The organism is Pseudomonas sp. S3_A03 (assembly GCF_054668275.1).
This window is the reverse complement of the sequence record NZ_CP162753.1, coordinates 3657078-3682759: the sequence shown is the minus strand read 5'-3', so window position 1 is coordinate 3682759 and position 25682 is coordinate 3657078. Positions and strand designations below refer to the sequence as shown.

Here is a 25682-nt window from a genome sequence, read left to right as displayed (position 1 = left end):
TAGCGGTGTGTCAGCCAAAGATTTGGTGGCTGACACCCTGCAATCGGGGGCAAGCCCCCTCCCACATTTGTTATGTGTTGGGTTTGAGATCAGCGGCGGTCAGCCACTACCCCAATCAACACCAGCACCACCACCAGCACCGGCGCCAGGCTGTAGTTGTTGAACTGGCTCAACCCTCGCACAATCCACGGCGTGGCGTAGATCAGCGCGGCACCGCTGCCGATCATGCATAGCAGGGCCATCAGCGGCACGCGCAGGGCGCCGGCGATGCTGCCCAGGCGCGCTTCGACCCAGCCCTTGATGTCGGCGCCGAACAGCACCAGCAAGCAGCCGACGAGGGCCAGGGAGATTTCCGACAGGTTGCTACGGCTCCAGCGGGATACGGTGGCGAGCAGGTCGAGTACCAAATCCATTCGATTTCCTTAAGAGCGTCAGCTCAAAAACTTCTGCAGCAGGTCATTGAGAAAGAGTTGCCCGCGGTCGGTAGCCGCCAGGCGTGACGGTTCGACCTGCATTAAGCCACTTTGTTCTGCCTCGCGACGCGCCTCGTCAAGGCTGGCCAGGTCGAGGCCGGTACGTTCGGCATAAAGCCTGGCGTCGACGCCGTCGGTGAGGCGCAGCGCGTTCATCAGGAACTCGAAGGGCAGCTCGTCGTTGGTCAGTTCCTTCGCACCGGCCTGGAAGCTTTTGGCCGGGTTGAGGTAGTCCTTTGGTGCGCGGGTTTTCCAGGTGCGCACGATACGCCCGTCCGGATGGCTGAGCTTGCCATGGGCGCCGGCGCCGATGCCGATAAAGTCGCCGAAGCTCCAGTAATTCAGGTTGTGCCGTGCCGGGCGGCCCGGTTGGGCGTAGGCCGACACTTCGTATTGGGCGTAACCGTGCTCGGCCAGCAGTGCCTGGCCAGCTTCCTGAATGTCCCACAGGGTGTCGTCTTCCGGCAGCGCGGGCGGCTGGTTCCAGAACACGGTGTTGGGTTCCAGGGTCAACTGGTACCACGACAAATGTGTGGGCTTGAGTGCGATGGCCTGGCGCAGGTCGCTCAGGGCGTCGTCGAGGGACTGGTCGGGCAAGCCGTGCATCAGGTCCAGGTTGAAGTTATCGAACCCGGCCTGGCGCGCCATGCCGGCGGCGCGAACGGCCTCATCGCCGTTGTGGATGCGGCCCAGCGCCTCGAGTTTTGCCTGTTGGAAGCTCTGGATGCCGATGGACAGGCGATTGATCCCCAGTTTGCGATACGCCACGAACTTTTCTTGTTCGAAGGTGCCGGGGTTGGCTTCCAGGGTAATTTCGATATCGCCGGCAAACGGGATGCGCGCTTCCACGCCCTCGAGCAGGCGGCCCAGTGCCGCTGCGCTGAACAGGCTGGGCGTGCCGCCACCAAAGAAGATCGAGCTCAGCTCCCGCCCGTAAACGGCGTGCAGGTCCTGGTCCAGGTCAGCCAGCAAGGCGTCTACGTACTCTTCTTCCGGAAGCACTGCGCTTGCGGTATGGGAGTTGAAGTCGCAATAGGGGCATTTGCGCACGCACCACGGGATGTGGATATACAGCGCCAGGGGCGGCAGTACCGGCAAGGCCGCCCGAGGTGGTTGCGCGCCGCCATGGATCAGCGCCAGCGCCGGAGTGTCGTGGGTCATTTCAGGCCCAGGCGTTGGCGCAGCAGATCCATTGCACGGGCGCGGTGGCTGATCTGGTTCTTGTCGGCCGGGCTCAGTTCGGCGCTGGAGATATTGCGCTCCGGCACCCAGAACAGCGGGTCATAGCCAAAACCATGCTCGCCACTGGCCGCATGCAGGATGCGCCCGTGCCACAAGCCTTCGCAAAGGATCGGCAGTGGGTCGTCCGCATGGCGCACCAAGGCCAGCACACAGACGAACTGCGCGCCGCGCATCACGTCCGGCACGTCCTTGAGAGCGTCGAGCAGCTTGGCGTTGTTGGCGGCATCGCCTTTGCCGTCGGCGTAACGGGCCGAGTAGATGCCAGGGGCGCCGCCGAGGAAGTCCACGGCCAGGCCAGAGTCATCCGCCAACGCCGGCAGGCCGGAAATGCGCGCGGCATTGCGGGCCTTGAGGATGGCGTTCTCGACGAACGACAGGCCGGTCTCTTCGGGCTCCACCTGGCTGAACTCGCCAATTGAGCGCAGTTGCACGGACTCGCCGAGCATGGCCTGCAGTTCTTTGAGTTTGCCGGCGTTGTGGCTGGCCAGTACGAGTTGTGTGAGCGTCATCAGTTGGCCGGGAACAGTTCTTGGTTGAATTGGAAACCGTGGGCTTTGCCACCGGTTTCGACGTTGATGGTGAACGTCTTGTATTCGCGCTGCGTCACGGAGTAGGGCGCCAGGTAGCTGATCCCGCCTTTCTCTTCGATTTGCTTGAACGTCAGGATCTCGCTTTTACCACCCAAGTCCTTGATGGTCCCGGTCACCTGCGCGGCGACTGGGGTCACGCCCTTGATCACGGTCACATTGATCAAGCCCTTTTCCTTGCTGCGCACCACGCCGATTTTCTGTGCAGTCTCTGGCGGCAGGAAGCTTGAGGTAAAGGTGTTGTAGTGAACCGTGATGTCACCGAAGTCTTTCTTGCGATTCGCGTCGATAGTGTCCGCAGCCATGGCGTTGGCGCCCAGGCACGCAGTCAGTAGAAAAATAGCCAGACGACTCATGAGCGTCCCTCTTGAAATGATTAGACGGCAATCTTGTGGTCGGTCAGGCCAGGGCTGCTGACCCGGTAGATACCGATTTCGCCCAACAGGTTGGGCCATAGCTTACTCGCCCAGCCGTGGCGATGCTGTTGATCGACGGCCAGGCGGTTGATCACCTTGGCTTCACGCTCGCCACATAGCGCTTCGAAGTCTTCAAAGGTGCAGAAGTGGATGTTCGGCGTGTTGTACCAGGTGTAGGGCAGGAAATCCGATACCGGCATGCGGCCCTTGGTGGCCAGGTACCAGCGGCAGCGCCAGTGCCCGAAATTGGGGAAGGTGATGATGCACTGGCGGCCTACGCGCAGCATTTCGTCGAGGATCCGGTCCGGGTAATGCACCGCTTGCAGGGCCTGGGTCATCACCACGATGTCGAAGCTGTTGCTGGCAAAGTTGCCGAGGCCCTTGTCCAGATCCTGCTCAATGACGTTGATGCCCTTGGCCACGCACTGGGCGATGTTGTCCGGATCGTTTTCCAGGCCGTAGCCGGTGACTTGCTTGTGGTCGCGCAGCCAGCTCAGCAGTTCGCCGTCGCCGCAGCCCAGGTCGAGCACGCGGCTGCCGGCGGGGATCCAGTCTTGGATGATGTCCAGGTCGGCTCTCATGGCGTTCTCACAAGCGAAATACGGTTCATGTAGTTACTGAACGCCTGCAGGTAGCGTGGGATCGGAATCAGGAAGGCGTCGTGGCCTTGCGGTGCGTCGATCTCCAGGTAGCAGACGTCTTTCTTGGCGGCCATCAGGGCATCCACCAGCTCACGCGAGCGCGCCGGTGAGAAGCGCCAGTCGGTGGTGAATGACATCACGCAGAACTTGGCTGTGGCGTGCTCGAAGGTTTTCGCCAGGTCATCGTCGTGATTGGCCGCCGGGTCGAAATAGTCCAGGGCCTTGGTCATCAGCAGGTAGGTATTGGCGTCGAAACGCCCGGAAAACTCCTCGCCCTGATAGCGCAGGTAGCTTTCCACCTGGAATTCGACGCTGTGGAAGTCGTAGTTGAGCTTCTCGCTCTTGAGGCCACGGCCGAATTTCTCGCCCATGGAATCGTCGGACAGGTAAGTGATATGCCCGACCATCCGCGCCAGCATCAAGCCGCGCTTGGGGATCACACCCGCTTCCTGGAACGAGCCGCCGTGGAACTCGGGGTCGGTAAGGATTGCCTGGCGCGCCACTTCGTTGAAGGCGATGTTCTGTGCCGACAACTTGGGGGCCGAGGCGATGGCCAGGCAATGGCGCACGCGATCCGGGTAAGTGATGGTCCATTGCAATGCCTGCATGCCGCCCAGGCTGCCGCCGATCACCGCCGCCCACTGGTTGATGCCGAGCAGGTCGGCCAGGCGCGCCTGGCTGTGCACCCAGTCTTCCACGGTGAGCACGGGGAAGTCGGCGCCGAATGGCTTGCCGGTTTCCGGGTTGAGGCTGCTGGGGCCGGTGGAACCGTTGCAACCGCCGAGGTTGTTCAGGCTGACCACAAAGAACTTGGTGGTATCGATGGGCTTGCCGGGGCCGATGCAGCTGTCCCACCAGCCGGGCTTGCGCTCGTCGGCAGAGTGGAAACCGGCGGCGTGGTGATGGCCGGACAGGGCGTGGCAGATCAGCACGGCGTTGCTCGCCGTGGCATTCAATTGGCCGTAGGTTTCATAGATCAGGTCGTAGGCTGGCAGCGAGCGACCGCAGGCCAGGGCCAGGGGTTCGCTGAAGTGCGCCACTTGCGGCACGACCAGTCCAACAGAATCGGGGGGAAGGCAGCTGGCATCGACCCTGCTCTCGTTTAAATGAGGCGTAAGTCTAAAGAGCGGGAACCCCAGCGGCAAGCAAAGGCCCGCACGGAGCAAAATGTGGGAGCGCGGTGCGCGACTTGCTCCCACATTTGTTCCGCGTGTCAGATCAAGCCAAACAGCTCTTTAGGCATGAACGCATAGAATGCCAGGCGCGGAATCACCCAGCTCTGGATCAGTTGGATCGCGATAAACGCGAAGATCGGCGAGATATCCAGGCCGCCCAGGTTGGGGATCAGGCGACGGAACGGCGCCAGCACCGGCTCGGTGATCTGGTACACCAGTTCTGCCCCAGGGCTGCGGCTGCCGGGTGCGACCCAGGAGAGGATCACGCTGATGATCATCGACCAGAAGATGATCTTCAAAAACAGCGAGAAGATACCGATCAGCGCCCACGGCAACAGCAGCACCGTGAAGGCCTGGTAGCCATTTAGCATCAAGACCACCACAAACAGCAGGATCTGCAGCAGCAGTGCCAGCACCAGCGACGACATGTCCAGGCCGAACATGCTCGGCACTATGCGGCGCAGTGGCTTGAGCAGCGGCTGGGTGGCTTTCACCGCGAACTGGCACAGCGGGTTGTAGAAGTTCGCCCGCACCAGTTGCAGGATAAAACGCATCAGCACGATCAGCAGGTACAGGCTGCCCAAGGTCTGGATGATGAAGATCAGGGCGTCATTGAGTCCAAGCATCATGTATTCCTTCGTAGGGAGACGACTATTTGCCCAGCTGCTCGGCCATTTCGGCCGAACGATGCGCCGCGGCACCCAGTGCTTTTTCTACCAGGGCTTCAAAGCCCCCGGCCTGGAACGATTCGATCGCAGCTTGCGTGGTGCCGCCCGGTGACGTTACGCGACGGCGCAACTCGGCCGCGTCCACATCGCTTGTGACGGCCATCTTCGCCGCGCCCAGGGCGGTTTGCTCGGCCAGTTGCTCGGCAACTTCCTTGGAGAGCCCCAGCTTCACGCCGGCGGCGGTCATGGCCTCGATCAGCAGGAAGAAATAGGCCGGGCCGCTGCCGGACACGGCGGTGACCGCGTCCAGTTGCTGCTCCTGTTCCAGCCACAGGGCAATGCCCACGGCGGACAGCAACTCCTGGGCCTGCTCACGCTGTTCGGCGCTCACTTGGGCGGTGGCGTACAGGCCGCTTACACCCTGGCGCAGCAGCGCCGGGGTATTGGGCATGCAGCGCACGATCGGCTGGGCGCCGAGCCAATTGTTCATGCTGGCGCAGGTGATGCCGGCGGCAATGGACACCACCAGTTGGTGCGGCTGCAGGCTCGGGCGCAGGCTCTCGCACACGGCCTTCATGGCCTGCGGCTTGACCGCCAGCACGATCACGTCGACGCCCTGGATGGCCTCGGCATTGTCGGCGAAGGTGTTGATGCCATGTTCGGTGCTGATGCGGGCGCGGGTCTCTTCACCCGGATCGCTGGCGCGGATCTGCGTGGAGTCCAGGCCCTTGGCCCGCAGGCCGCCGATCAGGCTGGCCGCCATGTTTCCGGCGCCGATAAAGGCAATACGCGTGTTGCTCATGACAGGTCCTTACTCAGAGGGAAGTCAGCCATTTCATGGCTGGCCGTAGTCGCGGGCACCAAACAGGGCGGTACCGATCCGCACCCAGGTGGCACCCTGGGCGATAGCCGACTCAAGGTCGTGGCTCATGCCCATGGAAAGTGTGTCGAGCGGCAGGTTCAAACGGGCTTGCAGGTCGCGCACGGTGGCGAACGCCGCATCTTGCTCGGCCCGATCTTCTGTCGGCTCGGGAATCGCCATCAAACCGCGCAGCTTCAAGTGCGGCAGGGCGCTGATCGCGTTGGCCAGGGCCGGCAGGTCGGCGGGCGTGCAGCCGGACTTGCTGGCTTCGCCACTCACGTTGACCTGAATGCAAATGTTCAGCGGCGGCAGCTCGGCCGGGCGTTGTTCGGACAGGCGTTGGGCAATTTTGAGGCGGTCCACGGAATGCACCCAGTCGAAGTTCTCGGCGATGGCGCGAGTCTTATTCGATTGAATGGGGCCGATGAAGTGCCAACTCAAGGGCAGGTCGGTCAATTCGGCCTGTTTACCCAAGGCTTCCTGCAGATAGTTCTCGCCGAAGTCGCGCAGCCCGGCGGCATAGGCTTCGCGCACAGCTGGCGCGGGTTTGGTCTTGCTCACGGCCAGCAGGTGGATGCTGTTTGCGTCACGTTGCACGGCCTCGGCCGCGGCGCGGATGCGCCCGCTAACCTGGCCGATATTGTCTGCTATCGTCGACATTCAAGATGCGCCCGTGGATATGGAGTCCGCGGCATTCTACTGGAAATGGAAAGCCCTATGGATATCACTGAATTGCTTACGGTTGGGGTGCGCCGGGGCGCCTCCGACCTGCATCTGTCGGCTGGCCTGGTGCCCATGCTGAGAATCGATGGCGAGGTTTGGCCCCTGGATTGGCCGGTGCTTTCATCCCGGCAAGTTGCGGACTTGTTAAGCCCTTTGCTCAACGAGCACCAACAAAACGATTTCGAAACATCTCTTGAAACGGATTTTTCCTTCGAGCTGCCCGGCGTGGCGCGGTTCCGGGCAAACGTGTTCCAGCAGGATCGCGGCATGGGCGCAGTGTTTCGCGCCATCCCGGCCGAGGTCCAGAGTTTGGAGAACCTGGGCTTGGGCGATGTATTCCAGCGTATCGCCCGGTTGCCGCGCGGCCTGGTACTGGTGACCGGGCCTACCGGCTCCGGCAAGTCCACCACCCTGGCGGCGATGATCGATCATCTCAACCAGCACCGGCGCCAGCACATCCTCACGTTGGAAGACCCCATCGAATTTATCCACAGGCCGAAAACCGCGCTGATCAATCAGCGCCAGGTACACCGTGATACGCACAGCTTTGCGGCAGCGCTGCGCTCGGCACTGCGCGAAGACCCGGATGTGATCCTGGTGGGCGAGTTGCGCGACCTGGAAACCATTCGCCTGGCGTTGACGGCGGCAGAGACCGGGCACTTGGTGTTCGGCACCTTGCACACCACCTCGGCGGCAAAGACCGTAGACCGCCTGGTGGATGTGTTCCCTGCAGGTGAAAAAAGCCATGGTGCGTTCGATGCTGTCGGAGTCGCTGCAAGCCGTGGTGTCCCAGGTACTGGTGAAGAGGCTCGGCGGCGGGCGCGTGGCGGCCCATGAAATCATGCTGGGCACGCCAGCCATTCGTAACCTGATCCGCGAGGACAAGGCGGCGCAGATGGTCTCGGCGATCCAGACGGGCGGGGCGCTGGGGATGAAAACGCTGGATATGAGTTTGAAGGCGCTGGTCACGGAGGGAGTGATCAGCCGTGAAGAGGCGCGAGAGAAAGCGCGGGTGCCTGGGGATATCTGAGGGTTTGTGAACGACAAAAATCAAATGTGGGAGGGGCGGTGCGATGATTCGACTTGCTCCCGATAGCGGTGGATCAGTCAGCTTATTTGTAGCTGACTCACTGCCATCGGGAGCAACCCCCCCCCACATTTACGGCGTTTCAGCTTCGGATCAGCGCTGCACTACCCGCAAGCTGTTCTGCTCTTTGGGCAGAACCCGCTTGGCAATCACGTAGTTCTTGTCCCAGAACGGTTTTTTCAGGGTGTCGATGCTTACCGACTTGCCACGACGCGGTGCGTGAATGAAGCGGTCGTTGCCCAGGTAGATGGCAACGTGGTTCACCTGGCGGCTCTTGAGTTTGAAGAACAATAGGTCGCCGGGTTTCAGATCCTTGCGGTCAACCTTCTGCCCGTGGCCGGCGGCCATGGCATTGGAGGTGCGTGGCAAGTCCACGGCGGCGACGTCGTTAAACGCATATTTCACCAGGCCGCTGCAGTCGAACCCTTTACTTGGGCTGCTGCCGCCCCAACGATAAGGCGTACCGAGCACATTTACAGCGCGGCTGAGGACGTTGCTGCTTTGCTTGGTGTTGACTGCCATCAGGCCTGGGGCTGTTTTACCGTGGGCCTTGCTCAGTTGAGTCGGGCGGCTGACGGTCGGCTTTACCGATTTGGCAGTGCTTGGGGTGCTGTGGACTTTAGGGGTAAAACCGTTAACGTTCGGAAGTCGTTGCTCACGATTGGTGGCGTGGGCGGCCAGTGGCATTAATAGGCAAATGGTTAGCCATGTCTTGAAAAATGGTCGCATTAGGCGTGGCTCTTATGGGTTTGCGCGCAACTTTATAACAGCTTTTTGTGTCGTTCTCAGGCCGTTTGTCGACTGAACCTTGGGGTCAAAACCCGGAAAAACGCGACGATTCGCCGCAATTGTCCTACACAAGTCAGGTGGCATAAGGCTTTCAGGGCAGTGAAGATACCATTTGCCGTACGTCGGGCGCGCGTAAAAAAGTCACAAAGAAAGTGAAAAAATTTATCTATCGAAGCAAAAGAGGTACGCCATGAACACCTATCAACAGGTTGGTCCACAGCAAGACACCCACAGCAAGGTGATCGGTTACCTATTGTGGATTTTCGGTTTTACCGGGGCGCACCGCTTTTATTACGGTAAACCCGTTACCGGTACGATCTGGTTTTTCACCCTTGGCCTGTTGGGTATTGGCTGGTTGATCGACCTGTTCCTGATCCCGGCCATGGACCGTGAAGCCGACCTGCGTTTTACCGCCGGGCCCATCGAATACAACGTGGCCTGGATCCTGTTGGCGTTTCTTGGGGTGTTCGGTGTGCATCGCATGTACCAGGGCAAATGGATCTCCGGCCTGATCTACCTGCTGACCGGCGGCTTGTTCCTGGTGGGGGTGCTGTATGACTTCTGGACGCTGAATACGCAGATCTCGATTCGCAATGCCGAGCGCAATGGCGGACGTTGACTCCAGAAGCCTACACATAACCAACTGTGGGAGGGGGCTTGCTCCCGATTGCGGTGCATCAGTAAACAATTAAGTGACTGATACACCGCTATCGGGAGCAGGCCCCCTCCCACATGGTTACTGTGCTCGCTCTAGACTGATTTTAGACCTGGTAGCTGATGCGGCCGTCTACCAGCGTGTAACGCACCGTCGCCGGCAATGCATGGCCGATGAACGGGCAGTTCTCGCCCTTGGACAACCAGTGTTCGCCGGCAATCGTGGAGCTTGCCGGATCAAACAGCACCAGGTCCGCCGCCGCACCCACCGCCAGCTTACCCGCCGGCAGGCGCAAGGCTTCGGCCGGGCCGGCGCTCAGGCGCGCCAGCAATGTCGGCAAGTCCAGCAAGCCATCTTCCACCAGCGTCATCGCCAACGGCAGCAACAGCTCGACGCTGCTGATACCCGGTTCTGTCGCGCCAAACGGCGCCAGCTTGGCGTCGCGCTCGTGGGGTTGGTGGTGGCTGGAGATCGCCGAGACCACACCCGACTTCACCGCCGCGCGCAAACCGTCGCGGTCGGCCAGGGTGCGCAGCGGCGGCTGCACGTGGTACAGGCTGGAGAAGTCGATCAGCGCCTCATCCGTCAGGATCAACTGATACAACGCCACATCCGCCGTCACCGGCAGGCCACGGGCCTGGGCCTGGGCAATCAGGGCCACGCCTCGGGCGCTGGTCAGTTGGCTGAAGTGCGCACGCACGCCGCTTTGTTCCACCAGCAGCAGGTCGCGGGCCAGGGCCACGGTTTCGGCGGTTTCCGGAATGCCCGGCAGGCCGAGGAAGCTGGCCACGGCGCCTTCATGGGCCAGGCCGCCTTCGGCCAGGTCGCGGTCCTGGGAGTGGAAGATCACCGTTAGATCGAAGGTGGCCGCATATTCCAGGGCGCGGCACAGGGTGCGGGTGCTGCGAAAGCTCTCCAAACCGTTGCCGAAGGCCACGCAACCGGCGTCGCGCAGCGCAATGAGCTCTGCAAGCTGTTCGCCTTCCAGGCCTTTGCTCAGGGCGCCGATGGGGAACACTTTGCAATTGCCAGCTTCACGGGCACGGTCGAGGATCAGCTCGGTCACCGCCGAGGTGTCCAGGATTGGCTTGGTATGCGGCGGGCAGCACAGGCTGGTCACGCCACCGGCCGCGGCGGCGCGGGTTTCGCTGGCGATGCTGCCTTTGCGGCTGTAACCGGGCTCGCGCAGGGCGACGTTCAGGTCCACCAGGCCAGGCGCGGCGACCAGGCCTTTGGCGTCGATGGTCTGGCTGGCGCTGAAGCCGCTGGGGGCGGCACCGAGGGCAATGATCTTGCCGGCTTCCAGATGAAGATCGGTCACTTGATCCAGGCCACTGGCCGGGTCGATAACGCGAGCGCCAATAATGCTGAGCTTCACTGGGCGTTCTCCTGCTCGAATTGACGTTGCGCGGTTTGCCCGCTCATGGCCATGGACAACACTGCCATGCGCACGGCGATGCCGTAGGTGACCTGGTTGAGGATCACCGACTGGTTGCCGTCGGCCACTGCCGACTCAATCTCCACCCCTCGGTTGATCGGGCCCGGGTGCATCACGATGGCATCCGGCTTGGCCCCGGCCAGGCGTGCGGTGGTCAGGCCGAACAGGCGATAGAATTCACCTTCGCTCGGCAGCAGGCCACCGGCCATGCGCTCGCGTTGCAGGCGCAGCATGATCACCACGTCCACGCCCTTGAGGCCTTCGGCCATGTCGGTGTAGACCTTCACGCCGTATTGCTCGATACCGATCGGCAGCAGGGTCTTTGGCGCGATGACGCGGATGTCGGGGCAACCCAGGGTTTTCAGGGCCAGCATGTTCGAGCGCGCGACACGCGAATGCAGGATGTCGCCGACGATGGCCACCGAGAGGTTTTCAAAGCTGCCCTTGTGCCGACGAATGGTGAGCATGTCGAGCATGCCCTGGGTCGGGTGGGCGTGGCGGCCGTCGCCGCCGTTGATGATCGCCACTTGCGGGCACACGTGCTCGGCGATGAAATGCGCGGCGCCGGAGTCGCCATGGCGTACCACGAACATGTCGGCGGCCATGGCTTCCAGGTTGCGCAGGGTGTCGAGCAGTGTCTCGCCCTTGCTCGCCGACGAGGTGGACACGTTCAGCGTGATCACGTCGGCCGACAGCCGCTGGGCCGCCAGTTCAAAGGTGGTACGGGTGCGCGTGGAGTTCTCGAAGAACACGTTGCAGATGGTTTTGCCGCGCAGCAGTGGGACTTTCTTCACCGCCCGGCCACCGACTTCGAGAAACGAGTCGGCCGTGTCGAGGATTTCGGTGAGCAGTTCGCGGGGCAAACCGTCGAGGGACAAGAAGTGTTGCAACTGGCCCTGAGCATTGAGCTGCAGCGGGCGCTTGGCATCTAGAGGCGTCATCGCGGGGACTCTTTACAAGGCGGTTTAAAGGGCAAGGTCTTGCAGTTCGAGTTCGAGCGGCGTGGGACCGGACAATTTTACCCGTTGCCGGGCGGCAAGCGACAGCGTGGCGCCGACCACATCCGGGCTGATCGGCAGTTCGCCGGCGTCCAGGTCCAGCAGGCAGACCAGCGTGATGCTGGCCGGGCGGCCGTAGTCGAACAGCTCGTTCATGGCGGCGCGGATGGTGCGGCCGCTCATCAGCACGTCGTCGATCAACACCAGATGCTGGCCTTCGATTTCGAACGGCAGGGCGGACGGGCGCACCTGCGGGTGCAGGCCGTTCTGGCTGAAGTCGTCGCGGTAGAAGGATACGTCCAGGGTGCCCAGGGGCGAATCGCTGTCCAGTGCCTCCAGCAGCGCCTGCGCCACCCACACACCGCCGGTGCGAATGCCGATAAAGCGCGGCTCGCTGATGCTGCGGTGTTCCAGGTGCGCCTTGAGGCGTGTCGCCATCTGGGCGATCAGTTCGGTGGGATTCGGCAGGCTCATGGTGGCTCCTTCAAACGCCTTGCGCGGCGGGTGGCCTGCAAGGTCCGGGCTCAAACGTAAAAAGACGCGGCAAGCCGCGTCAGTCAGGATTCAAATAACGCCGTGTTTTCATCCAGCCAACCCTGCAACAGCAGCGCGGCCGCGATAGCGTCCACGGGGTTGTCGCGGTAGCTGCCCTTTTGCCCGCCACGGTCACGTCGCTCACCCTTGGCTTCGAAGGTGGTCAGGCGTTCGTCGTGGGTATAGAAGGGAATGTTGTAGCGGCCGTTGAGGCGGCGGGCGAACTTTTCGGCGCGCAGGCACATGTCGCTGGGGGTGCCGTCCATGTTCAGAGGCAGGCCGACCACCACCGCATCGGGTTTCCATTCTTTGATCAACGCTTCGACCTGATTCCAGTCCGGTATGCCGTTCTGGGCCTTAAGGGTGCACAGTTCGCGGGCCTGGCCGGTGATGACCTGGCCGACCGCAACGCCGATCTGTTTGGTGCCGTAGTCAAAACCCAGGATCAGACGCAAGGCCATCAGGCGTGCCCTGCCTGGCTGGTCAACAAACTAAGGTTGACTCGCAGCTTGGCGGCGGCCGCTTCAAGGCGCAGTTCGCTGGCGGTGTTGAACAGGATGTCGGCGTCGAACGGGCAGGTCAGCCAGGCATTACTGGCCAGTTCGGTTTCCAACTGCCCGGCTTCCCAGCCGGCGTAACCCAGGGTGATGACGCTTTGCTCGGGGCCCACGCCATCGGCAATCGCAAACAACACGTCCTGGGAGGTGGACAGCGACACACCGTCCAGGTCCACCGTGGCCTGGAACTTGGGCCCGGTGGGGTGCAGCACAAAACCTCGATCAGTCTGCACCGGCCCGCCGATGTAGATCGGCACATGCTGGCAACGGGCCGGCGGCTCTATCTCGGGGCGCAACTGCTCGAGGATATCGGCCAGGCTCAGCTCCTGCGGGCGGTTTACCACCAACCCCATGGCACCATTGGCCGTGTGCTCGACGATATAGGTCAAGGTCTGCGCAAAGTTCGGGTCGGCCATGTGGGGCATGGCAATCAGGAATTGGTGCTTGAGGTAAGTCGGGCTGACATTTTTCATGTCCGCTAGTGTGGCGTTGGAGGGGCGAACTGACAAGCTGGAGTTCTTGTGTTGTGCGCTCACTACACAGGCAGCGGTCAGTTGCTGGAGAGCCGATCGCCCTTGGCGAATTTCCAGGTGCGGATGATTTCCAGGCGGTCCACGTCGTTCAAGTCCCCGGTAAACGGGGCGAACGGCGCGGCCAGGCGCACGATGCGCTGGGCGGCCTGGTCCAACAGCGGCTGGCCGGAGGATTCCAGCACCTGTACCTCATAGAGCGAGCCATCGCGGTTGATCGACACCAATAGCCGCAAGTTGCCGTAAATCTGTTGGCGACGGGCCTCGTCCGGGTAATTGAGGTTGCCGATACGCTCGACCTTCTTGCGCCACTCGTCCTTATACCAGGCGCCTTTATCGCGCATGGTGGAGGCGGCGTTCAGGCGGTAGATGCGTGGGCGCTTGGCGTACAGCTGCTGTTCATTGGCCAGTTCGGCTTCCAGGCTGGAGATCTGGTCGGACAGCTGCGAGCTGTCAAACGTCGGCGCTGGCTTCACCGGTTCCGGCTGCGGCTCGGTCTTGGTTTTTTCGCGCTGGACCGGCGCTTTTTGCGGTTTGGGCGCGACGGTGGCCACCGCTGGCTTGGGCGTGGCCTGCTTGATTTCGGGCTTGGGCGCCGGAGGTGGCGTGACTTTGTTGACCTTGTTGTCCTGGAACGGCGCCACTTCAGTGGTCTTGGGGATGGCTTTCTTGTCCAGGGTGCCGCTGCCCTGCTGGTTGTCCTGGGCGAGAAAGTCTGCCTTCTCAGGCTTTTTTTCGCTTTTGAACGTGGCGAGGGTGATTTCCAGGGTCTTGGTGATCTGCTTGGGCTCGACCATGGTGAACCCCACGCCGAGGAGCACGGCCAGGTGAATCAGCGCGGCCAGAAACAGGGTAAAACCGAGCCGATCAGCCGGGCGCACGCCGCTATGGGAGAGTTCGGGAGGCAGATTGGACGGGAGTGTCATGACAAAAAAACCAACATCGCGCGTTTCACAGGTCGCGCATGATAACGCAATGTTGGTGCGTGTCCGGCTGTTCTATGTCACTTGGCTTGTAGCTTGCGCTCAATGGCGGCCATCAGCATTTCGCCGATGTTCGTGCCAAATGCATTGTCGATCTCACGGATACAGGTGGGGCTGGTGACGTTGATTTCGGTGAGGTTCTCACCAATTACGTCAAGGCCCACAAACAGCAAACCCTTTTCCCGCAGCGTCGGGCCAACCTGGCTGGCGATCCAGCGGTCCTTGTCCGACAACGGCCGCGCTTCGCCACGACCGCCGGCCGCCAGGTTGCCACGGGTCTCGCCCGCTGCCGGGATGCGCGCCAGGCAGTAATCCACCGGCTCGCCGTCGATCATCAGGATGCGCTTGTCGCCATCCTTGATTGCCGGCAGGTAGGCCTGGCCCATGATCTGCTGGGTGCCCAGGGCGGTCAGGGTTTCGAGGATCACCGACAGGTTCGGGTCGCCGGCGCGATGACGGAAAATCGAGGTGCCGCCCATGCCGTCCAGCGGCTTGAGGATCACATCGCCATGCTTGGCGGCAAATTCACGCAGCACATCGGCGCGGCGGCTGACCACGGTCGGCGGCGTGCACTGCGGGAACAACGTGGCGAACAGTTTTTCGTTGCAGTCGCGCAGGCTCTGCGGCTTGTTGACGATCAGCACGCCGGCGCGCTCGGCCTGCTCCAGCAGGTAGGTGGAGTAGACAAATTCCATGTCGAACGGCGGGTCCTTGCGCATCAGGATCACATCCAGATCGCTCAACGGGCTGTCGATCTCGTCTGAAAGCTCAAACCACTTCTCGGGGTTGGCAAACACCTGCAACGGGCGCATGCGTGCGCGGGCCTCGCCGTCGCCCTGGTACAAGTCGCGCTGTTCCATATAGAACAGGGTCCAGCCGCGGGCCTGGGCGGCCAGGAGCATGGCCAGCGAGCTGTCCTTTTTATAGGAGATGCTGGCGATAGGGTCCATGACAATGCCGACGCGAACGCTCATGGGGGATTTCCTCTAGCAAATTAGGGCGCATAAAAGTGGCGTCAGAGTGGCGCTGCAGTTGTTGTGGGTCAAGGAAAAACCACCGGGCGAGTGCCTCGATAGATTGCTCTTCGAGACTGTGCTAAAAAGGCTGCCACGGCGCAGCAGCCCTTGAATTCCAAGGCCTGCGGCGCTCATCCTGTGCAACATCAGGCAGTACGCACCGAAAACCGATTCGCTGTGGCGATGGTAGAGCAGATATGGAACAGCATTCCAACGCCTTGAGAGTGATGGTGATCGACGATTCGAAAACGATCCGCCGCACCGCCGAGACGCTGTTGAAGAACGTGGGCTGCGATGTCATCACGGCCATCGACGGTTTCGATGCCCTGGCCCGGATTGTTGATCATCACCCGCACATTATCTTTGTCGACATCATGATGCCGCGCCTGGATGGCTATCAGACCTGCGCCTTGGTGAAGAACAACCCGGCGTTCAAGTCGATCCCGGTGATCATGCTGTCCTCCAAGGACGGCCTGTTCGACAAGGCCAAGGGGCGCATCGTCGGTGTCGATCAGTTTTTGACCAAGCCTTTCAGCAAGGAAGAACTGCTGAGCGCGATCAAGGCCTACGTGCCGGGGTTCGCCGCAGTTGAACAAGCACACTGACGTCGCCTTACAAGGGCCGGCGCCGACCAATGTAATGGGGAAAACCATGGCACGTGTTCTGATCGTCGACGATTCGCCGACTGAAATGTACAAACTGACCGGCATGCTGGAAAAGCACGGCCACCAGGTCCTCAAGGCCGAAAACGGCGCCGATGGCGTAGCCCTGGCCCGCCAGGAAAAACCCGATGCGGTCCTGATGGACATCGTGATGCCGGGCCTCAATGGCTTCCAGGCCACCCGCCAATTGTCCAAGGAGCCGGAAACCAACGGCATCCCCATCATCATCATCACCACCAAAGACCAGGAAACCGACAAGATCTGGGGCGCGCGCCAGGGCGCCAAGGACTACCTGACCAAGCCGGTGGACGAAGAAACCCTGATCGCCACCTTGAACAAGGTACTGGCCGGCTGACGGCACGCCATCATGACCGAGTCGCAAACCGCCTTCGAGCTGTTGCTGGACATCGACCGCCGCTGCCGCCTGTTGGCCGCCGACCTGCCGTCCCAGGAAGCCCGCCTGCAGCGCTGGAGTGGTATCGGCTTTCGCCTGGGTGAGCATTGGTATGTGGCGCCGATGGGCGAAGTCGCCGAGGTGCTGCACGAGCCGCGCTGCACGTTGATGCCGGGCGTCAAGGCCTGGGTCAAAGGGGTGGCCAACCTGCGCGGGCGCCTGCTGCCGGTGATGGACCTGGGCGGTTTCCTTGGCCTTGCGCTGTCCAAGGTGCGCAAGCAACGCCGGGTGCTGGTGGTGGAATACAACGATCTGTTTGTCGGGCTGCTGGTGGACGAGGTGGTGGGGATGCAGCATTTCGCACAAGACGCCTTGCTGGCCAATGCCAGCCCCGGCGCGCCGTTTATCCAGGGCCGGTTTGACGGCGACCCGTCCTGGCAGGTCTTCAGCCCCTTCGCTCTGGCCCGGGCCCCGGGTTTCTTGGATGTCGCCGCATGACCACCGTTACCCCACCCAAACCCCAGGCCGGCTCGCGCAGCCGCTCACAGATCATCGTGCTGTTTATCGCGTTGATCGTGTTCATCATGCTGTTGTTCGCCAACTTCGCGTACCTCAACACCCAGTCCACCTACGACAAACAGTACATCGGCCACGCCGGTGAACTGCGTGTGCTGTCGCAACGTATTGCCAAAAACGCCACCGAGGCCGCCGCCGGCAAGGCTGCCGCCTTCAAACTGCTGGGCGATGCGCGCAACGACTTCGCCCAGCGTTGGGGCTACCTGAAAAAAGGCGACCCGGATACCGGCCTGCCGGCCGCGCCCGGTGCGGTACGCGCCGAAATGCGCGCGGTGCAGACCGACTGGGAAGCACTGCTGAAAAACACCGACGCGATCCTCGCCAGCGAACAGACCGTGTTGTCCCTGCACCAAGTGGCCGCGACCCTGGCCGAAACCGTGCCGCAATTGCAGATGGAGTCGGAAAAAGTCGTCGACATCCTGTTGCAACGCGGTGCACCGGCCAGCCAGGTGGCGGTTGCCCAGCGCCAGTCGCTGTTGGCCGAGCGTATTCTGGGCGCGGTCAATACGGTGCTGGCCGGTGACGAAACCGCCGTGCAGGCCGCCGATGCCTTTGGCCGTGATGCCGCGCGCTTCGGCCAGGTGCTCAATGGCATGCTCAACGGTAACCCGGGCCTGCGCATCACCCAGGTCGAAGACCGCGACGCCCGCGCGCGGCTGACGGAAATCGCCGAGCTGTTCGAGTTCGTCTCAGGCTCGGTGGATGAAATCCTCGAAACCTCGCCGCAGCTGTTCCAGGTGCGCGCCTCGGCGAGCAATATTTTCAACCTGTCGCAAACCCTGCTCGATGAAGCCTCGCACCTGGCCACCGGTTTCGAGAACCTGGCCAGCGGGCGCAGTTTCGACACCATCGGCGGCTATGTGCTGGGCCTGCTGGCGTTGACCTCGATTATCCTGATCGGCCTGGTGATGGTGCGCGAGACCAACCGCCAACTGCACGAGACCGCCGAGAAGAACGAGCGCAACCAGAACGCGATCATGCGCCTGCTCGATGAAATCGAAGACTTGGCCGACGGCGACCTCACCGTGACCGCCTCGGTGACCGAAGACTTCACCGGCACCATCGCCGACTCGATCAACTACTCCGTGGACCAGCTGCGTGACCTGGTCGCAACGATCAACCTCACCGCCGGGCAGGTGGCCGGCGCGGTGCAGGACACCCAGGCCACCGCCATGCACCTGGCCCAGGCCTCGGAGCATCAAGCCCAGCAGATCGCCGAAGCCTCCACGGCGATCAACCAGATGGCCCAATCCATCGACCAGGTATCGGCCAACGCCGCTGAGTCGTCGGCGGTGGCGGAGCGCTCGGTAGAAATCGCCAACAAGGGCAACGAGGTGGTGCACAACACCATCCACGGCATGGACAACATCCGCGAACAGATCCAGGACACCGCCAAGCGCATCAAGCGCCTGGGTGAATCGTCCCAAGAGATCGGCGACATCGTCAGCCTGATCGACGACATTGCCGAACAGACCAACATCCTCGCCCTCAACGCGGCGATCCAGGCGAGCATGGCCGGCGATGCCGGGCGCGGTTTCGCAGTGGTGGCCGATGAAGTGCAACGGCTGGCCGAACGCTCGTCGGCGGCCACCCGGCAGATCGAGACCCTGGTGCGGGCGATCCAGGCCGACACCAACGAAGCGGTCATCTCCATGGAGCAGACCACCACCGAAGTGGTACGCGGCGCCCGGCTGGCCCAGGACGCAGGCGTGGCGCTGGAAGAGATCGAAGGCGTGTCGAAAACCCTGGCGGCGTTGATCCAGAGTATTTCCAACGCGGCGCAACAACAGACCTCGTCGGCGGGGCAGATCTCCCTGACCATGAACGTGATCCAGCAGATCACCACCCAGACGTCGTCCGGATCCACCGCTACGGCGGAAAGCATCGGCAATTTGGCGAAGATGGCCAGCCAGTTGCGCCGGTCGGTGTCGGGTTTTACCCTGCCACCGCCCAAACAGGCTGATGATTGAAACGCGATCCAAAGACCACCACAGCCCAATGTGGGAGGGGGCTTGCCCCCGATAGCTGACTGTCAGTTGATATTTCTGTAGCTGACCCGCCGCCATCGGGAGCAAGCCCCCTCCCACACGGGTTCTCCACCAGCCTGGAGATCCAGGCAACCCACGAATTCCAAGCGGAGCAGTTATGGTTGACCGGCACGACTACGTGGCCCTCGAATGGGTCAAGGGCGACATTGCCGAAACCCTGAAACAGGCCCGTTCGGCGCTGGACGCGTTTGTCGAAACCCATGACGACGACGTGATCAGCCAGTGCCTGGCCGGTATCCACCAAGTGCACGGCGCGCTGCAAATGGTCGAGTTCTATGGCGCGGCGCTGCTGGCCGAAGAAATCGAAGCGCTGGCCCTGGCGCTTAAAGCCGGGCAGGTCGGCCAGCGCGACGAGAGCATCCGCCTGCTGCAACAGGCCCTGGGTCAACTGCCGCTGTACCTCGACCGCGTGCACAGCGCCCGCCGTGACTTGCCGCTGGTCGTCCTGCCGCTGCTCAACGACCTGCGCAGCGCCCGCGGTGAAAGCCTGTTGTCGGAAACCAGCCTGTTCAGCCCCCAACTGCTGTCGATTGCGCCATTGCCCGACGAAACCCTGGCCCAGCGCGCGGCGCCCAACCTGCATGAACAACTGCGCCAATGGCACCTGTTGTTGCAACAAGCCCTCGCCGGGTTGCTGCGTGAAGACCACGGCCCAAGCAACCTGGAAGACATGGCGCGGGTGTTCGCGCGTCTTGAAGCCCTGTGCCAGGGCGCGCCGTTGTTGCCTTTGTGGCAAGTCACCTCGGCGCTGGTCGAGGGCATGCTCACCGGTGTGGTCGCCAACAGCCCGGCGCTGCGCAGTTTGCTCAAGGCCAGCGGCAAGCAACTCAAGCGCTTGCTGGCTCAAGGCATTGGCGGTATCAACCAACCAGCGCCGGATGACCTGCTCAAAAGCCTGTTGTTCTACGTGGCCAAAGTCACCCGACCGACGCCGCGCATGCAAAGCCTCAAGGAACGCTACGGCCTCGATGAGGCATTACCCGACAGTGCCGTGGTTGACGCCGAGCGCGCCCGCCTGGCCGGGCCGGACCGCAATGCCATGGGCTCGGTGCTCGGTGCGCTGTGCGAGGAACTGGTGCGCGTCAAGGAACGCCTCGACCTATTCGTGCGCAGTGACCGCCAGCACACCGGCGACCTCGATGCGCTGCTGGCGCCGTTGCGGCAAATTGCCGACACCTTGGCCGTGCTGGGCTTCGGCCAGCCACGCAAAGTGATTATCGACCAGTTGGCGGTCGTGCTGAGCCTGGCCCAGGGGCAGCGCGCGCCCAACGACGCGATACTGATGGACGTGGCCGGCGCGCTGCTCTACGTGGAAGCCACGCTGGCCGGAATGGCCGGCACCGTCGAGCCGGAAAGCCGCGAAGAAAGCCGCCTGCCCACCACCGACCTGACTCAGATTCACCAGTTGGTGATCCGCGAGTCCTGCCAATGCCTGAGGCAGGCCAAAGAACTGGTGATCGACTGCATCGAGGCCGATTGGGACCGCCAGCGCCTGGAGTCCCTGCCGGAGCTGCTGAGCCAGGTGCGCGGTGCGCTGGCGATGATTCCGCTGCCGCGCGCGGCGAGCCTGATGCGTGGCTGCACCGACTACGTCGGCGAACAGTTGATGATCAACGAACGTCCGCCGTCCGAGGCGCAACTGGGGCATTTTGCTGACGTGATCAGCAGCCTGGAGTACTACCTCGAACGCATGCTCCAAGACCCCGACGCCGCCGGTGAGCGGGTGCTGGAGCTGGCCACCCAAAGCCTGGCGGCGCTGGGCTACCTGCCGGCGGAGAAACCCTGGCGCCAGGCACTGGTGGCGCCCGATGGCGCGTTGTCCAGCGAGATCACGCCCAGCCAGTCCCAGTTCGATGCACTGGCCAACCCCACGTCGCGCCTCAACCCGCCGGCCTTGCAGCGCCCCGGTAGCCTGCTGCCGCCGCCGGCCGATGAAGTGCCTGTCGACGATGAGCTGCGTGAAGTGTTCCTCGAAGAAACCGCCGAAGTCCTTGAGGTGCTGCACCGCCACCTGCCCAACAGCGCCGACAAAACCGCCCAGGGCGAAATGCGCCGTGCCTTCCACACCTTGAAAGGCAGCGGCCGCATGGTGCGCGCCCTGGTGCTGGCGGAGCTGGCCTGGGCCGTCGAAAACCTGCTCAACCGTGTGCTGGAACGCAGCGTGGCCCTTGGCCCGCAGGTACAACAGGTACTGGACGAAGCGGTGGCCCTGCTGCCGGCACTGATCGCTGACTTTGCCGGCGACGACCAACACCAGCGCAACGAAGTCGATGCCATGGCCGCCCGCGCCCACGCCTTGGCCAGCGGTGCCGCCGAACCCCACGACCCGATGCTGTTGGAGATCTTCCGCAACGAAGCGCAGAGCCACCTGGACAGCCTCAACCACTTCCTGCAACAGGCTGCCGAACACGTGCCGCTGCAAGTCAGCGATGAGTTGCAGCGTGCCCTGCATACCCTCAAGGGCAGCGCCTACATGGCCGGCGTGTTGCCGATCGCCGAACTGGTCCGCCCGCTGGATCACCTGACCCGTGAATACAAAGCCCATCGCCTGCCGCTGGACCTGGACGAAGTGGAATTGCTGCTTGAAGCCGAAGGCCTGTTCCAACGCAGCCTGCGCCAGCTGGACCGCGACCCGTTGGTGCCGATCAAGGGCGCGCAAGACCTGATCAACCGCACGCAAGCCTTGCTCGACCATCAACTGGCAGCGCTGCTCGACGCCCCCAACACCGGCCTGCGTATCAAGCGCGACCCACAACTGATCGCCAACTTCCTGGCCCAGGGCATGGACATTCTGCTCGACGCCGAAAGCCTGCTGCGCCGCTGGCAACAACACCCCGGCCAGCGCCAGGAACTCACCGCGCTGCTGGATGAATTGACCACGCTGGGGGAGGGCGCGCACATCGCCGATCTGCACCCTATCGATGAATTATGCGAAGCGTTGCTCGACCTCTACGGCGCCGTCGAAGAAAGCAGCCTGGCGGTCGGCGAGCGGTTTTTTCATGAGGCCGAACAGGCCCATGAAGCGCTGATCAACATGCTCGACCAACTGGCCGCCGGCCAGGAAATCAGCCCGGCGCCGGCTCGTGTGCAGGCCCTGCGCGAATTGCTGGACGGTGCCCTCGACCCGTCCGCCACCGGGTTGATAAAAAGCGACGGCAGCCGTGCGCTGAGTATCGCCGAGCTGGGCGCCGCCACCGCGCAGTTGAATCACCAAACCAAGCTGGACGACGAGATCGTCGAGATCTTCCTCGAAGAGGCGGTGGACATCCTCGACAGCGCCGGGCAGGCCCTCAAACGCTGGTTGCTGGAACCCGAAAACGCTGCGCCGTTGTCCTCGTTGCAGCGCGACCTGCACACCCTCAAGGGCGGTGCGCGTATGGCTGAAATCGGCCCGGTGGGCGATCTGGCCCATGAGTTGGAATGCCTTTACGAAGGCCTGGTGGACCGTCGCTACAGCTACTCCACCGAGCTGTCGCAAGTACTGATGGCCAGCCATGAACGCCTGGCCTTGCAATTGGAGGAACTGCACCGGCAGCAACCCCTGAGCGACAGCGCCGAACTGGTCGCCAAACTGCGCGCGATACGCCAGAGCAGCACGCCCATGGCCCAGGCCGAGGCGCCGCCTGCAACAGGCGCCGACCCTGAATTGCTGGAGATCTTCCTCGAAGAAGCCGCCGACATCCTCGACAGCTCAGGCAGCGCACTGCTGCGCTGGCAGGCCGAGCCTGCCAGCCGCCAGGAAGTCGAAACCCTGCTGCGCGACCTGCACACCCTCAAGGGGGGCGCGCGCATGGTCGAGATCGGGCCGATTGGCGACTTGGCCCATGAGCTGGAATTTCTCTACGAAGGGCTGTCCGCCGGCTCGCTTGCGCTGTCCCCGGATTTGTTTGCGTTGCTGCAGGGCTGCCATGACCGCCTGGCGCAAATGGTCGACGCCGTGACGGATGGCTTGCCGGTGGGCTCGGTGGACAAGCTGATCGAACGCATCAAAAGCCTGGTACACCCCAGTGATGAGCCGCCGGTGCCGGTAGCGTTGCCCGCAGGCAAGGCCGAAGCGGTGGTTGATCCGGCTGCCGATATGGTGAAAATCTCCGCCGAGCTGCTGGATGACTTGGTCAACCTGGCCGGCGAAACCTCGATTTTCCGGGGGCGTATCGAGCAGCAAGTGAACGATGCGCGCATCGCCCTGCATGAGGTCGAGACCACCATTGAGCGCATGCGCGACCAATTGCGCCGCCTCGATACCGAAACCCAGGGCCGTATCCTCAGCCGTCAGCAGGCCGAGGCCGAGCGCCTGTATGAAGAATTCGACCCGCTGGAAATGGACCGTCATTCCCAGTTGCAGCAACTGTCCCGCGCGCTGTCCGAATCGGCCTCTGACCTGCTCGACCTCAAGGACACTCTCGACCGGCGTAACGAGGACGCGCACGACCTGTTGCAGCAACAGGCGCGTATCAACACCGAGCTGCAAGAAGGCTTGATGCGCACGCGCATGGTGCCGTTCGAACGCATGCTGCCACGCCTCAAGCGCATCGTGCGCCAGGTGGCGGGCGAGTTGGGCAAAGACGTGGAGTTCATCGTCGGCAATGCCGAGGGCGAAATGGACCGTAACGTGCTGGAGCGCATGGCGGCGCCGCTGGAGCACATGCTGCGCAATGCCGTGGACCATGGCCTGGAGTCGCGCGACGTTCGGTTGGCGGCGGGTAAACCAGAGAAGGGTCGCATCACCCTGGACTTGACCCACGAAGGCGGCGATATCGTGTTCGACATGCGCGACGACGGAGCCGGCGTGCCTCTGGAAGCGGTGCGGCGCAAGGCGATCAAGCGCGGCCTGCTGGCGCCCCATCAAGAGATGAGCGACCGCGACGTGTTGCAGTTCATCCTGCAGCCGGGGTTTTCCACCGCCGAAAAAATCACCCAGATTTCCGGGCGTGGCGTGGGCATGGACGTAGTGCACGAAGAGGTGCGCCAACTCGGTGGCTCGATGGTGATCGACTCGACGCCGGGCGCTGGCGTGCACTTTCGCATTCGCCTGCCGTTTACCGTGTCGGTCAACCGTGCGCTGATGGTGCAATGCGCGGACGAGCAATACGCGATCCCGCTCAACACCATCGAAGGCCTGGTGCGGGTGCTGCCCCATGAATTGGCGGGGCACTATCAGCAGGACCCGCCGTGCTACGAATACGCCGGCCAGCCTTACGAGTTGTTCTACCTGGGCGACCTGCTGCACACCGGCGGCCGCCCGAAATTGCTGGGGCAATACCAGCCCGTGCCGGTGTTGCTGGTGCAGTGCAATGAGCGGCACGTGGCGGTGCATGTGGATGCCATGGCCGGTACCCGCGAAATCGTGGTCAAGGGCCTGGGCCCGCAGTTTTCCGGGGTGCAGGGGTTGTCTGGGGCGACCATCCTGGGCGACGGCCGCGTGGTGTTGATCATCGATTTGCTGGCGCATATTCGCGCGCGGCCACCGGCCTTGCCGGCGCAGGCGGTGGATGCGCCGCTGATCCTCAACGACCCGCTGAAAAAGCGCCCGCTGCTGGTGCTGGTGGTGGACGACTCGGTCACCGTGCGCAAAGTCACCAGCCGCCTGCTGGAGCGCAACGGCATGAACGTGCTCACCGCCAAGGACGGCATCGACGCCCTCGCCGTGCTTGAAGAACATACCCCGGACTTGATGCTGCTCGACATCGAAATGCCGCGCATGGACGGCTTCGAAGTGGCGATCCAGGTGCGCAACGACCCACGCCTGATGCGCCTGCCGATCATCATGATCACCTCGCGCACCGGCCAGAAACACCGCGACCGCGCCATGGCCATCGGTGTTAACGACTACCTCGGCAAGCCGTATCAAGAGTCGGTGCTGCTGGAAAGCATCGCCTACTGGAGCAAGTCACATGCTTGACCACCGCACCAGCCAACTCACCGGCCTGCTGCTGCCCCTGGCCGACCGGCACCTGGTACTGCCGAATGTCGCCGTGGCTGAGCTTATCGACTTTCAACGCGGCGAACCGGCCAGTGACGCACCGCCGTGGTACCTGCGCCAGGTCACCTGGCGGGATCGACAAATCCCGCTGATCAGCTTTGAAGCCGCATGCGGTGAGGCCAGCGTGACCGGCGAACGCTCGCGGATCGTGGTGTTGAACGCCTTGGGCGCGCGGCCGACGTTGAAGTTCATTGCGCTGGTGATCCAGGGGATTCCGCGCTCGTACAAGCTCGATAGCGAATTGAGCTACGTCGACGTGCCGTTGTGCCCACTGGAACTGGCGGCGGTGCAGGTGGGCGAACAAGTGGCGAAGGTGCCGGACCTTATGGGGTTGGAAGCGCTATTGGTCGAGTCCGGCTTGGCCTGACCCCTCATTCTCAATCCCAGTGAATATCAAAATGTGGGAGGGGGCTACCCCGATGGCTGACTGTCAGTTGATACTTCTATACCTGAACCACCGAAATCGGGGGCAAGCCCTGTCTTACATTTGATCCTCTGTGTTTGACAGGCCGTCGCGACCCTTGCCGCCCAAAAATGTCGGAACTGAATGTTATTTGTGTAAGTAATTTCTTTAACAGGATTGGGCCGGTTTTCTGGCCTGAGTGGGATGCTAGGTTCGGCGCTTCCCTATGCCAGTAAGGACAC

23 protein-coding genes and 2 pseudogenes are annotated in these 25682 nt (G+C 62.5%); 8 read left to right on the top strand and 17 right to left on the bottom strand.

What is annotated here, in order from left to right:
- Window positions 1–89: 89 nt before the first annotated feature.
- The 9 genes and pseudogenes from AB4O25_RS16840 to AB4O25_RS16800 all read right to left on the bottom strand — a co-directional run bounded on the left by AB4O25_RS16840 (window position 90) and on the right by AB4O25_RS16800 (window position 6724).
- Complete coding sequence (locus AB4O25_RS16840; RefSeq protein ID WP_003176691.1) at window positions 90–413, bottom strand: DUF3392 domain-containing protein; 324 nt, start codon at window positions 411–413, stop codon at window positions 90–92.
- Window positions 414–431: 18 nt separating this feature from the next.
- A complete protein-coding gene (gene hemW, locus AB4O25_RS16835; protein ID WP_017530961.1) occupies window positions 432–1634 on the bottom strand; it encodes a radical SAM family heme chaperone HemW in 1203 nt (400 codons plus the stop codon).
- On the bottom strand, window positions 1631–2227 hold the full coding sequence (gene rdgB, locus AB4O25_RS16830) for an RdgB/HAM1 family non-canonical purine NTP pyrophosphatase (RefSeq protein ID WP_460150977.1): 597 nt from the start codon (window positions 2225–2227) through the stop codon (window positions 1631–1633). Before rdgB ends, hemW begins: the two co-directional genes overlap by 4 nt.
- A complete protein-coding gene (locus AB4O25_RS16825; protein WP_017530963.1) occupies window positions 2224–2658 on the bottom strand; it encodes a DUF4426 domain-containing protein in 435 nt (144 codons plus the stop codon). The genes rdgB and AB4O25_RS16825 overlap by 4 nt, the downstream gene beginning before the upstream one ends.
- 20 nt (window positions 2659–2678) lie before the next feature.
- Complete coding sequence (metW, locus tag AB4O25_RS16820; RefSeq protein ID WP_003234603.1) at window positions 2679–3299, bottom strand: methionine biosynthesis protein MetW; 621 nt, start codon at window positions 3297–3299, stop codon at window positions 2679–2681.
- Window positions 3296–4446: pseudogene (metX, locus tag AB4O25_RS16815) on the bottom strand (homoserine O-succinyltransferase MetX). Before metX ends, metW begins: the two are co-directional and overlap by 4 nt.
- Window positions 4447–4572: 126 nt before the next feature.
- The gene (locus AB4O25_RS16810; RefSeq protein WP_460149802.1) at window positions 4573–5160 is read right to left on the bottom strand and encodes a YggT family protein; all 588 of its coding nucleotides are present in this window, start codon (window positions 5158–5160) and stop codon (window positions 4573–4575) included.
- Window positions 5161–5185: 25 nt separating this feature from the next.
- Window positions 5186–6004: a pyrroline-5-carboxylate reductase gene (gene proC / locus AB4O25_RS16805; RefSeq protein ID WP_065879315.1), complete on the bottom strand. Its 819-nt coding sequence runs from the start codon at window positions 6002–6004 to the stop codon at window positions 5186–5188.
- 33 nt (window positions 6005–6037) lie between these two features.
- Complete coding sequence (locus AB4O25_RS16800; protein ID WP_017530967.1) at window positions 6038–6724, bottom strand: YggS family pyridoxal phosphate-dependent enzyme; 687 nt, start codon at window positions 6722–6724, stop codon at window positions 6038–6040.
- A gap of 57 nt (window positions 6725–6781) precedes the next feature.
- Here AB4O25_RS16800 and AB4O25_RS16795 point away from each other — a divergent pair.
- Window positions 6782–7817: pseudogene (locus AB4O25_RS16795) on the top strand (type IV pilus twitching motility protein PilT).
- Between the two features lie 150 nt (window positions 7818–7967).
- Here the strand turns inward: AB4O25_RS16795 and AB4O25_RS16790 are convergent.
- Window positions 7968–8603, bottom strand: a complete 636-nt coding sequence (locus tag AB4O25_RS16790) for a C40 family peptidase (protein WP_017530969.1) — start codon at window positions 8601–8603, stop codon at window positions 7968–7970.
- Window positions 8604–8853: 250 nt separating this feature from the next.
- On the opposite strand from AB4O25_RS16790, the gene AB4O25_RS16785 reads away from it, so the two are divergent.
- Window positions 8854–9282 carry an NINE protein gene (locus AB4O25_RS16785; protein WP_017530970.1) on the top strand — a complete coding sequence of 143 codons (429 nt, stop codon included), beginning with the start codon at window positions 8854–8856 and terminating at the stop codon, window positions 9280–9282.
- A gap of 142 nt (window positions 9283–9424) precedes the next feature.
- Here AB4O25_RS16785 and AB4O25_RS16780 read toward each other — a convergent pair whose 3' ends face one another.
- The 7 genes from AB4O25_RS16780 to gshB form a co-directional block, all read right to left on the bottom strand.
- On the bottom strand, window positions 9425–10696 hold the full coding sequence (locus AB4O25_RS16780) for a dihydroorotase (protein WP_460149801.1): 1272 nt from the start codon (window positions 10694–10696) through the stop codon (window positions 9425–9427).
- Complete coding sequence (locus AB4O25_RS16775) at window positions 10693–11697, bottom strand: aspartate carbamoyltransferase catalytic subunit (RefSeq protein ID WP_017530972.1); 1005 nt, start codon at window positions 11695–11697, stop codon at window positions 10693–10695. Before AB4O25_RS16775 ends, AB4O25_RS16780 begins: the two co-directional genes overlap by 4 nt.
- A 24-nt stretch (window positions 11698–11721) precedes the next feature.
- Window positions 11722–12228, bottom strand: a complete 507-nt coding sequence (pyrR, locus tag AB4O25_RS16770; RefSeq protein ID WP_065879317.1) for a bifunctional pyr operon transcriptional regulator/uracil phosphoribosyltransferase PyrR — start codon at window positions 12226–12228, stop codon at window positions 11722–11724.
- An 83-nt stretch (window positions 12229–12311) separates the two neighbouring features.
- Complete coding sequence (gene ruvX / locus AB4O25_RS16765) at window positions 12312–12749, bottom strand: Holliday junction resolvase RuvX (protein ID WP_003176676.1); 438 nt, start codon at window positions 12747–12749, stop codon at window positions 12312–12314.
- Entirely contained in the window at window positions 12749–13318 is a 570-nt protein-coding gene (locus AB4O25_RS16760; protein WP_017530975.1) for a YqgE/AlgH family protein, read from the bottom strand. The genes ruvX and AB4O25_RS16760 overlap by 1 nt, the downstream gene beginning before the upstream one ends.
- Window positions 13319–13395: 77 nt before the next feature.
- Window positions 13396–14301, bottom strand: coding sequence for an energy transducer TonB (locus AB4O25_RS16755; RefSeq protein WP_017530976.1), 906 nt, complete (start codon window positions 14299–14301; stop codon window positions 13396–13398).
- A gap of 77 nt (window positions 14302–14378) precedes the next feature.
- Window positions 14379–15332, bottom strand: coding sequence for a glutathione synthase (gene gshB / locus AB4O25_RS16750; RefSeq protein ID WP_065879318.1), 954 nt, complete (start codon window positions 15330–15332; stop codon window positions 14379–14381).
- Window positions 15333–15571: 239 nt separating this feature from the next.
- Here gshB and pilG point away from each other — a divergent pair, with 239 nt between their 5' ends.
- The 6 genes from pilG (at window position 15572) to AB4O25_RS16720 (ending at window position 25404) form a co-directional block, all read left to right on the top strand.
- Window positions 15572–15979, top strand: a complete 408-nt coding sequence (gene pilG / locus AB4O25_RS16745) for a twitching motility response regulator PilG (RefSeq protein ID WP_003176671.1) — start codon at window positions 15572–15574, stop codon at window positions 15977–15979.
- 46 nt (window positions 15980–16025) lie between these two features.
- On the top strand, window positions 16026–16391 hold the full coding sequence (gene pilH, locus AB4O25_RS16740) for a twitching motility response regulator PilH (protein WP_014720320.1): 366 nt from the start codon (window positions 16026–16028) through the stop codon (window positions 16389–16391).
- A gap of 12 nt (window positions 16392–16403) precedes the next feature.
- A complete protein-coding gene (locus AB4O25_RS16735; RefSeq protein ID WP_116078164.1) occupies window positions 16404–16928 on the top strand; it encodes a chemotaxis protein CheW in 525 nt (174 codons plus the stop codon).
- Window positions 16925–18976, top strand: a complete 2052-nt coding sequence (locus AB4O25_RS16730) for a methyl-accepting chemotaxis protein (RefSeq protein ID WP_017530979.1) — start codon at window positions 16925–16927, stop codon at window positions 18974–18976. The genes AB4O25_RS16735 and AB4O25_RS16730 overlap by 4 nt, the downstream gene beginning before the upstream one ends.
- A 175-nt stretch (window positions 18977–19151) precedes the next feature.
- A complete protein-coding gene (locus tag AB4O25_RS16725; protein WP_460149800.1) occupies window positions 19152–24956 on the top strand; it encodes a hybrid sensor histidine kinase/response regulator in 5805 nt (1934 codons plus the stop codon).
- Window positions 24949–25404 carry a chemotaxis protein CheW gene (locus AB4O25_RS16720; RefSeq protein WP_017530981.1) on the top strand — a complete coding sequence of 152 codons (456 nt, stop codon included), beginning with the start codon at window positions 24949–24951 and terminating at the stop codon, window positions 25402–25404. The genes AB4O25_RS16725 and AB4O25_RS16720 overlap by 8 nt, the downstream gene beginning before the upstream one ends.
- Window positions 25405–25682 lie beyond the last annotated feature (278 nt).